The organism is Streptomyces thermovulgaris, from assembly GCF_002155915.1.
Classification (GTDB): domain Bacteria; phylum Actinomycetota; class Actinomycetes; order Streptomycetales; family Streptomycetaceae; genus Streptomyces; species Streptomyces thermovulgaris.
Window position 1 is genome coordinate 23,289 of sequence record NZ_MUME01000032.1, and the last position, 7,716, is coordinate 31,004.

At 73.6% G+C, this 7,716-nt stretch carries 8 protein-coding genes; 1 reads left to right on the forward strand and 7 read right to left on the reverse strand.

Going from position 1 to position 7,716, the window contains the following annotated elements:
* Nucleotides 1-72: 72 nt before the first annotated feature.
* The 3 genes from alr to CCN35_RS03760 form a co-directional block, all read right to left on the reverse strand.
* Nucleotides 73-1,239: an alanine racemase gene (gene alr, locus CCN35_RS03750; protein ID WP_067397093.1), complete on the reverse strand. Its 1,167-nt coding sequence runs from the start codon at nt 1,237-1,239 to the stop codon at nt 73-75.
* 92 nt (nt 1,240-1,331) lie between these two features.
* On the reverse strand, nt 1,332-1,745 hold the full coding sequence (locus CCN35_RS03755) for a cytidine deaminase family protein (RefSeq protein WP_067397092.1): 414 nt from the start codon (nt 1,743-1,745) through the stop codon (nt 1,332-1,334).
* 76 nt (nt 1,746-1,821) lie between these two features.
* Nucleotides 1,822-3,270 (reverse strand): NAD(P)H-hydrate dehydratase, encoded by a 1,449-nt coding sequence (locus tag CCN35_RS03760; RefSeq protein WP_086791495.1) that lies wholly within the window; start codon nt 3,268-3,270, stop codon nt 1,822-1,824.
* A gap of 169 nt (nt 3,271-3,439) precedes the next feature.
* Here CCN35_RS03760 and CCN35_RS03765 point away from each other — a divergent pair, with 169 nt between their 5' ends.
* Nucleotides 3,440-5,212, forward strand: a complete 1,773-nt coding sequence (locus CCN35_RS03765) for a PP2C family protein-serine/threonine phosphatase (protein ID WP_086791497.1) — start codon at nt 3,440-3,442, stop codon at nt 5,210-5,212.
* Nucleotides 5,213-5,225: 13 nt separating this feature from the next.
* On the opposite strand, the gene CCN35_RS03770 is transcribed toward CCN35_RS03765, so the two are convergent.
* From CCN35_RS03770 to CCN35_RS03780, 4 genes are all read right to left on the reverse strand, one after another.
* Entirely contained in the window at nt 5,226-5,597 is a 372-nt protein-coding gene (locus CCN35_RS03770; RefSeq protein WP_067397089.1) for a holo-ACP synthase, read from the reverse strand.
* A gap of 8 nt (nt 5,598-5,605) precedes the next feature.
* Nucleotides 5,606-6,031 carry a hypothetical protein gene (locus tag CCN35_RS03775; RefSeq protein WP_245862995.1) on the reverse strand — a complete coding sequence of 142 codons (426 nt, stop codon included), beginning with the start codon at nt 6,029-6,031 and terminating at the stop codon, nt 5,606-5,608.
* Nucleotides 6,032-6,544: 513 nt separating this feature from the next.
* On the reverse strand, nt 6,545-6,814 hold the full coding sequence (locus CCN35_RS28025) for a hypothetical protein (RefSeq protein ID WP_143631367.1): 270 nt from the start codon (nt 6,812-6,814) through the stop codon (nt 6,545-6,547).
* A 376-nt stretch (nt 6,815-7,190) separates the two neighbouring features.
* Nucleotides 7,191-7,523 carry a hypothetical protein gene (locus CCN35_RS03780; protein ID WP_211285486.1) on the reverse strand — a complete coding sequence of 111 codons (333 nt, stop codon included), beginning with the start codon at nt 7,521-7,523 and terminating at the stop codon, nt 7,191-7,193.
* Nucleotides 7,524-7,716 lie beyond the last annotated feature (193 nt).

The window sequence follows — 7,716 nt, forward strand, 5'->3', positions numbered from 1 at the left end:
CCGCGCACGGCCCGCTCCCCCGCTCTCCTTGCCGCTCCTGCCCGCTCTTCCTTGTTCTGCCCGCTTCCCCCGCTACTGCTCGTTCAGATGGACGCGGGGGACGCGCGTCCCGATCCGGGTGACGATCTCGTACGCGATGGTGCCGGCGGCCTGGGCCCAGTCCTCGGCGGTGGGCTCACCGCGGTCGCCCGGCCCGAAGAGCACCACCTCGGAGCCGACCTCGGGCTCGTCGCCGCCCAGGTCCACCACGAACTGGTCCATGGCGACCCGGCCCGCGACCGTACGCCACTTGCCGCCGATCAGGACCGGCCCGGTGCCGGAGGCATGGCGCGGAATGCCGTCCGCGTAGCCGACGGGCACCAGCCCGAGGGTGGTCGGGCCGGGGGTGACGTAGTGGTGCCCGTAGCTGACGCCGTGCCCTCCGGGGACGCGCTTGACCAGGGCCAGCGAGGCGGACAGGGTCATGGCGGGGCGCAGCCCGAGGTCCACCGGGGTGCCGATCTCGGCGCTGGGCGAGATGCCGTAGAGGGCGATCCCGGAGCGTACGAGGTCGAAGCGGGCCTCGGGGAGGGTGAGCGCGGCGGGCGAGTTGGCGATGTGCCGCACCTCGGGGCGCACGCCGAGCCGTTCGGCGTGCGCGACCATCTCGCGGAAGCGGTCGAGCTGGGCGGCGATGGAGGGGTGCCCCGGCTCGTCGGCGCAGGCGAAGTGGGACCACAGCCCGGTGACGCGGATCAGTCCCTCGGCCTCGGCGCGCAGGGCCTCGGTGACGAGGCCGGCCCAGTCGGCGTGCTGGCAGCCGTTGCGTCCGAGGCCGGTGTCGGCCTTGAGCTGGACCCGCGCCGGCCGGCCCGCGGCACGCGCCGCCTCCCGGACCTCCTCCAGCGCCCACGTCCCGCTCACGGACACGTCGAGGTCGGCCTCGATGGCCTTCTGCCAGGGTCCGCCGGGCGTCCACAGCCAGCACATGATCCGCACCTGCTCGGGCGACAGCCCGGCGTCCCGCAGGGCGAAGGCCTCCTCCGGTGTGGCGGTGCCGAGCCAGGTCGCCCCGGCGGCGACGGCCGCACGGGCGCACGGGACGGCGCCGTGGCCGTAGGCGTCGGACTTCACCACGGCCATGAGGGCCGCGCCGGGCGTCCGGTCGCGAAGGGCCCGTACGTTGGCCCGTACTGCGGCCAGGTCGATCTCGGCGCGGGCGCGCAACGGCGCCGGCCGCGGTTGTGCTGTCTCGTTCATCGCGCCCCAGTGTCTCAAAGGCCCTCCGCGTCCCCTCCGCACCCGGTCCGTGGCGGACGCGTGCGGGGGCAGAGGCGCCCTTCCGGCCGGGGTCAGCCGGTGCCGCCCGGGCGGTCCGTCCAGACGTAGCGCTCGGGGAGCAGGTCGACCACGGGCACGGTCCGGGTGTCGTCGCCGTTGCCGACGACGACCCGCAGGGCGGGGAAGTAGTCGGCGAGCACCTGGCGGCACCGGCCGCACGGGGGAACGACGCCGCGTCCGCGGTCGCCCACGGCGACGACCGTGTCCAGCTCGTACACGCCCTGGGCGGCCGCCGCACCGATCAGGACCATCTCGGCGCACGGGCCCCCGGTGAAGTGATAGGCGTTCACGGCGGTCACGATCCGCCCGTCCCGGGCGCGGCCCGCCGCGGCCATGGTGTGGTGGTCGCCCCGGCAGCGGGTGCGGGCGACGCGGGCGGCGGCCTCGACGAGCTCGTGGTCGACCGGACCGGTGTGCGTGGTCAACGGCTTCGCTCCCTTCGGGTGCCGTCGGGGACGACGGGCGGCATCCGGCGGCGCGGGCCGGATGCCGGTGGATGCACTATTCCCCGGTCCGGCCCCGCACGTCCCGCCATGCCTCCGGGACGGCCTCCGCCACCTCGTGGGCGCCCACCGGGGCGCCCCGGGCGGCGAGGCGGCCGGCGAGACCGTGCAGATAGGCGGCCACACTGCCGGCGTCCCGGGCGGTCAGGCCGGCCGCCAGCAGGGAGCCGGCCAGGCCCGACAGGACGTCACCGCTGCCGGCGGTGGCGAGCCACGGGGTGCCGGTCGGGTTGACGCGCACGGGACCGCCGTCCGGGTCGGCGACCAGGGTGGTCGAGCCCTTGAGAAGGACGGTCGCCCGGTAGCGGGCGGCGAGCTCGCGCACGGAGGACAGCCGGGATCCCTCGACCTCCTCACGGGTCGTGCCGAGCAGGGCGGCGGCCTCCCCGGCGTGCGGGGTCATCAGGGTGGGGGCGGTACGGGCCCGTACGGCGTCGCGGTCGGCCAGGCGCAGACCGTCCGCGTCGATCAGGACGGGGACGTCCGTCTCCAGCACCTCCGCGACGGTCGCGGCGTCGTCCCCGGCGCCCGGTCCCACCACCCAGGCCTGCACCCGCCCCGCCTTGCGCGGTCCCTGGTCGGAGACCAGCGTCTCCGGGAAACGGGCGATCACCTCCCGCCGGGCCGGACCGACGTACCGCACCGCACCCGCCCCGCCGCGCAGCGCGCCCGCCACGGCGAGCACGGCCGCGCCCGGGTAGCGGGCCGAGCCCGCGGCGACGCCGACGACCCCGCGCCGGTACTTGTCGCTCTCGGCGGTCGGCAGCGGCAGCAGGCCGGCCACGTCGGTGTGCTGCAGCACCTCCAGCTCGGGCTCGTCGGGCAGTTCGGGGCCCAGGCCGATGTCGACGAGCCGGACCGTACCGGCGTGCTCGCGCGCCGGGTCGATGAGCAGTCCCGGTTTGTACGTGCCGAAGGTGACGGTCAGATCGGCGCGGACGGCCTCGCCGAGCACCTTGCCGGAGTCCGCCTCGACGCCGCTCGGCAGGTCCACGGCGACCACGGCCGCCCGTGAGCGTGCGGCCCGCTCGGCCAGCGGGGCGGCCTCGGGGCGCAGACCGCCCTTGCCCCCGATGCCGACGATGCCGTCGACGACCAGGTCGGCCCGGTCGATCGCCGCCTCGGCGGCGTCGGTCCGGACCACGCTTCCGCCCGCCCGGCGCAGCGCGGCAAGACCGCCGGGGTGCGCACGGTCGGGGGCCAGCAGCACGGCGGCCACTCCGGCCCCGCGCCGCGCCAGCCGGGCCCCGGCGTACAGGGCGTCACCTCCGTTGTCGCCGCTGCCGACCAGCAGCACCACCCGTCGCCCGTACACCCGCCCGAGCAGATCCGCGCACGCGGCGGCGAGTCCGGCCGCCGCCCGCTGCATGAGCGCCCCCTCGGGAAGCCTCGCCATGAGCGCGCGTTCCGCCGCCCTGACCGTCTCCACGCTGTATCCGATGCGCATGCGGTCGAGTCTGCCCCGGATCGGCCCGGCCTCGCACGCGAAGGCGACCGGTGCGCACCGCCTCCCGCCGAGTGGCCCGCCTCCGACGGGTCGTCGAGCATGAAAAGCGAGCACGAAAAGGACGAACGTCTGCGGGGTACCGCACCGCGGGGGAAGGAGCGCAGGCAAGATGGCGGACGACCCGGTGCGGGTCGGCGCGCCGTACGTGGCCGGGGCATCCGGAAACGAGCGTCTCCACCGGCGGCTCCACGCCCTGGAGACCCTGCTGGCCGAACAGCGGTCGCGGATCGCCCGGTACGTCACCGACCGCTCCGCGCTCGCACAGGACCCGGTCCCCGGTGCCCGTACGCCCCCGCGTCCCCTGTCCCTGCCCGAGATCCCGACCTGGGAGCTGCTGGACGCCCTGCCGCTTCCCGTCATGGTGGTCCTGCCGGAACGCGGCGCAAAGGGCTCCGTGACGGGGTTCTCCTACATGGGCCAGAACGCCGCCGCCTGGGACTACTGCGTCCACCGCTTCCCGCCCGAGAGGCTCCCGCCGCGGACCGGTGCGGCGCCCCTGTTCGAGCTCTTCCCCACCCTGGGGGACACGGTCGTGCCCCGGATGCTCGCCGAGGCCCACCGGACGGGAAGGCCCCAGGGCCCCGAGGCCGCGGAGTGGTCGCTGCCCGGACGCGGCGAAGGGACGGTGCGCCTCAGCGGCGAGGTGCGCGTGGCGCCCTGCGCCGGTGTGCTGCTGCTCACCTGGGAGCGCGGCAGCAGCGCCCGCAGGAGCAGGGCCTCGCAGCACCTGGTGCGGGTCTCCTGGGTCGACTGGAACCTGGGCGACGGATCGGTCGAGGCGTCGGCGGAACTGCGCGACGTCCTCGGCCTGCCCGGCCGGCAGCCGCCGCCCGGCCTGCTGGAGCTGGCCCGCATGGTGGTGCCGACCAGCGTGCTGCCGCTGTACCGGGCCGTGCGCGCCGTTCTGCTGCGGGAGCAGGAGGTCGCGGAGTGCGAGCTGCGCCTTCCTCCGCCGTACAACCGGATCGTCCGCTTCGTCGCCGAACCGGTCGGCCCCGGGGGCGGCCCCGTGTGGACCGTCCGCGCGGTGCTCCACGACGTCACCGAGGACCGCCGCAGCCGGGCGCTGGCCGAACGGGCGGTCGCCGAGGCCCGGGCGCAGCGGGAGCGGGCGGACACGGTCGCCGAGGTGGCCGAGCGGCTGCGGAAGGCCGTGCTGCCCAGCCTCCCGGCGGAGCTGGCCCGGCACGGCATCGAGACGTCCGTCTCCTACCACGCCGAGGCCCCCACGGTCCGTGTGGGCGGCGACTGGTACAAGACCCGCGTCCTGCCCACGGGCCAGGTGCTGGTCGCGATCGGCGACGCCCGCGGTCACGGCCTCGACGCCGTCACCCTGATGGCGAAGCTGCGCTACGCCCTGACGGGTCTGGCGTTCACCGGTGAGCCGGTGGAACTGCTGACCTCCTGGCTCAACGCGGTGGCCTGCGACGACGGCGACGAGTCCACCGCCACCGCGGTCGTCGGCCACTACTCCCCCGACCTCGGCCTGCTGCGCTGGACCTGCGCCGGCCATCCGCAGCCCGTCCTGGTCCACGGCCGAAGGGCACGCCGGCTCGACCCGCCGCCGGGCGGGCCCGGTCTCCCGCTGGGCGTCCTGCCCGACGAGAAGTACGTGGCGGCCGAGACGTTCCTGGACCCCGGCGACATGGTGCTGCTCTACTCCGACGGCCTGGTCGAACACCGCGCCTCGGACCCCGACCGGGACGCGGAACGCCTGCTGCGGGCCGCCGAGACGTACGCCCACGCCGGCATCCCGTCGGGCGACGAGGCGCTGGACGCCTACGTCCGCGACGTCGTCCATCACCTGACCGGGCCGCACCCGGGGGACGACTCCACCCTCCTCGCCTTCCGCCGCATCCGCACCGAGCACGGCGGGTGTTGACGGAGCCGGGCGGTCATCCCTCCGCGATCACCACTGCCGACGCCACCCCCGCGTCGTGGCTCAGCGAGAGATGCCAGGAGGTGACCCCGAGCTCGGCCGCCCGTGCCGCCACGGTCCCCTTCACCCTCAACCGGGGCCGCCCGCTGTCCTCGACGTACACCTCGGCGTCCGTCCACAGCAGCCCGGCGGGCGCGCCGAGGGCCTTGGCGAGCGCCTCCTTGGCGGCGAACCGCGCGGCGAGCGAGGCCATCCCCCGCCGCTCCCCGCTGGGCAGCAGCAACTCGCTCTCCAGGAACAGCCGTTTCGCCAGCCCGGGCGTCCGCTCCAGCGACGCCGCGAACCGATCGATCTCGGCCACGTCGATACCGACCCCGATGATGCTCATGTGCGTCTTCAGAACCTGTGATTGGCGATCATGATGTTGCCGAAGACGTCGTAGACCGGCGCATACCCCTGCTCTGCGTCCTTCCAGTCGTCGAAGGCCTCGGCGATGGCGGTGGCTGTTCCCAGCGGGTCCTTCAGCCTGTCCCCGTCGATGTCGGTGGAGATGCAGGCGTTGCCGGTGTGCTCGTTCCACTCACCGATGATCCGGTCCACACGTCCCACCGCCTCCTTCCGCTGAGCCGTCCCATGTTCTTCGACCCAGGAGCGGAAGGCCTCGGCCTGCTTCTTCGACTGCTCCTTGTCGGTGTCCGGGGGCAGAGTCCCCACCACCGCGATCCTGTCGGGCTCCGGTGTGGTTTCGACGCTGCAGGCAGCGGTTCCGGCCAGCACGACGCCGGGCATCAGAGCGGCTGCGGTGCGGGGGACGCGCTTCACTGGGATCTCCGTCGCATGCTTGGTCGAGATGCGCGCTGTCACGGTACCGGCATCCCCGCCCCGAAGCGCCGGCACCCATCGCCTCCCTGCGTCAGATGACGCCATCGACCTTGCCGCTCCACCTCCCACCGCAGGAATGGCCGCTCTCCCTGAAATCGGGACACCGCCCGCAGCCGCCCCCGAGAAAAGACGGGACCGAACAGGATTCCCCCCACGCGCACACCCGCCCCCGCACTGCGGCCGGCCACCACCCACGGACGAGGCTTTCCCCCCGAACGAGGACGAGCACCGATCAAAATGACGAACCCTCAACCGAGCACAATGCAGCCACCACAGACACCGCCGGAACATTTCGCAGCCCGCCGGAGGCGCACACAGCACCGATGGCGGCCCGATTACTTCCAGGCCGCGTCCCGATCACTGCTCGCCCCGTCCTTCTTCATGCTCGCGGCAAGCGCCTCCTGCGCCCCCTGTCGGGCCTCCGGCGTCGGAGCGTGCTCGGCAAGGTACTCGTCAGCACTGCATCGTGCCGTCCTCGGACACCTCGGCACAGATCTTCGCACCGCTCCAACCGGACGCCGGATCGACCTTCTTGCCCTTGCAGTACATGTCCGCCTTCTCCGCGGTATCCACCTCGGCGCGGACTGCCGCCTCCTCCTCGGGCGTGAGGACGCCGGACACCGCTCCGGGCACATCACCCGGAAGCCCTGCCACCGACGACGAAACGGCGAGGAAACCGGAGAGGACCACCGATCCAGCAGCCACGGCCACCTTGGTCCGCATGAGCACGAATTCCCCCTGGAAATGGCGCCCAGCGAAACCGCAGCCCGCAGGAGCGCTCCCCTGTCCCGGAACGACCGACGACCGCGGAAGGCCCACCAAGTGGCGGACGAGCGTCAGAGAACACACCCCGCGCCCAGGAAATCGACGCCGGAGAGCATCAATTCCCCCTCCCGAACAACACCAAGCCGTTTGGCCGGAACAGCTCGGCCATGCTCACGCAGCCGACAGCAATCGACCACGAAAAGCAGCAATCACAGGCGGCACGGAACGTAACACACGCGCCACGGACAAGACGCAGCGGTTTCCGGCCAGGAACAAAAACTTCCGGAAACGAACGACCTTCTGCCGCACGAGAACCGACACACCGCACCCCCGCTCAGACGGTCAGTTCCGTCTGACAAACCCCCTCCGCGCCAGAGGACCCGCGGCGGATGCACCACTCCGTGGACAGCAACGCCTCCCGCTCGGCCGCCGGGAGAGCGGCGAGCCGGCCCGGCAGAGCTCCCCGCTGCACCTCGGAGCGATGCGCCACAACAGCCCCGACCTTCTGCCCGAGCCATGGACGGACATCGACCGTCGCCATGACCCGGGTGTCCGGAACGCTGTACAGCGTCCTGCCGTCCCGGACCAGACGGGCACCCAGCACCCGGGCGGCGGAGTCGGGATGAGCGGCCAGGCAGAGCCCTCGGCTGCCAGGGGGCACCCGCATCGGGGCAGCCGGGCATCCGCGGTTCACCGGCCTCCAGGATGCGCAGCGCCTCGGCCGGCTCCTCGGCTTCGTAGGGCCGGGAAAACAAGTGTCCGGTTCGGGCCACACCACAAAGGCACGGCCTATGACTTCGCCTCAACGCGTCGGCCCAGATCCCCCACTCCCGACCGCACCCCCAGCCAGACCCCTGCGC

Bases quoted from the DNA above. Each gene is read 5' to 3' on its own strand.
- alr (WP_067397093.1), bottom strand. From the start codon at position 1,239: ATGAACGAGACAGCACAACCGCGGCCGGCGCCGTTGCGCGCCCGCGCC.
- CCN35_RS03760 (WP_086791495.1), bottom strand. From the start codon at position 3,270: ATGCGCATCGGATACAGCGTGGAGACGGTCAGGGCGGCGGAACGCGCG.
- CCN35_RS03765 (WP_086791497.1), top strand. From the start codon at position 3,440: ATGGCGGACGACCCGGTGCGGGTCGGCGCGCCGTACGTGGCCGGGGCA.
- CCN35_RS03770 (WP_067397089.1), bottom strand. From the start codon at position 5,597: ATGAGCATCATCGGGGTCGGTATCGACGTGGCCGAGATCGATCGGTTC.
- CCN35_RS28025 (WP_143631367.1), bottom strand. From the start codon at position 6,814: ATGCGGACCAAGGTGGCCGTGGCTGCTGGATCGGTGGTCCTCTCCGGT.
- CCN35_RS03780 (WP_211285486.1), bottom strand. From the start codon at position 7,523: ATGCGGGTGCCCCCTGGCAGCCGAGGGCTCTGCCTGGCCGCTCATCCC.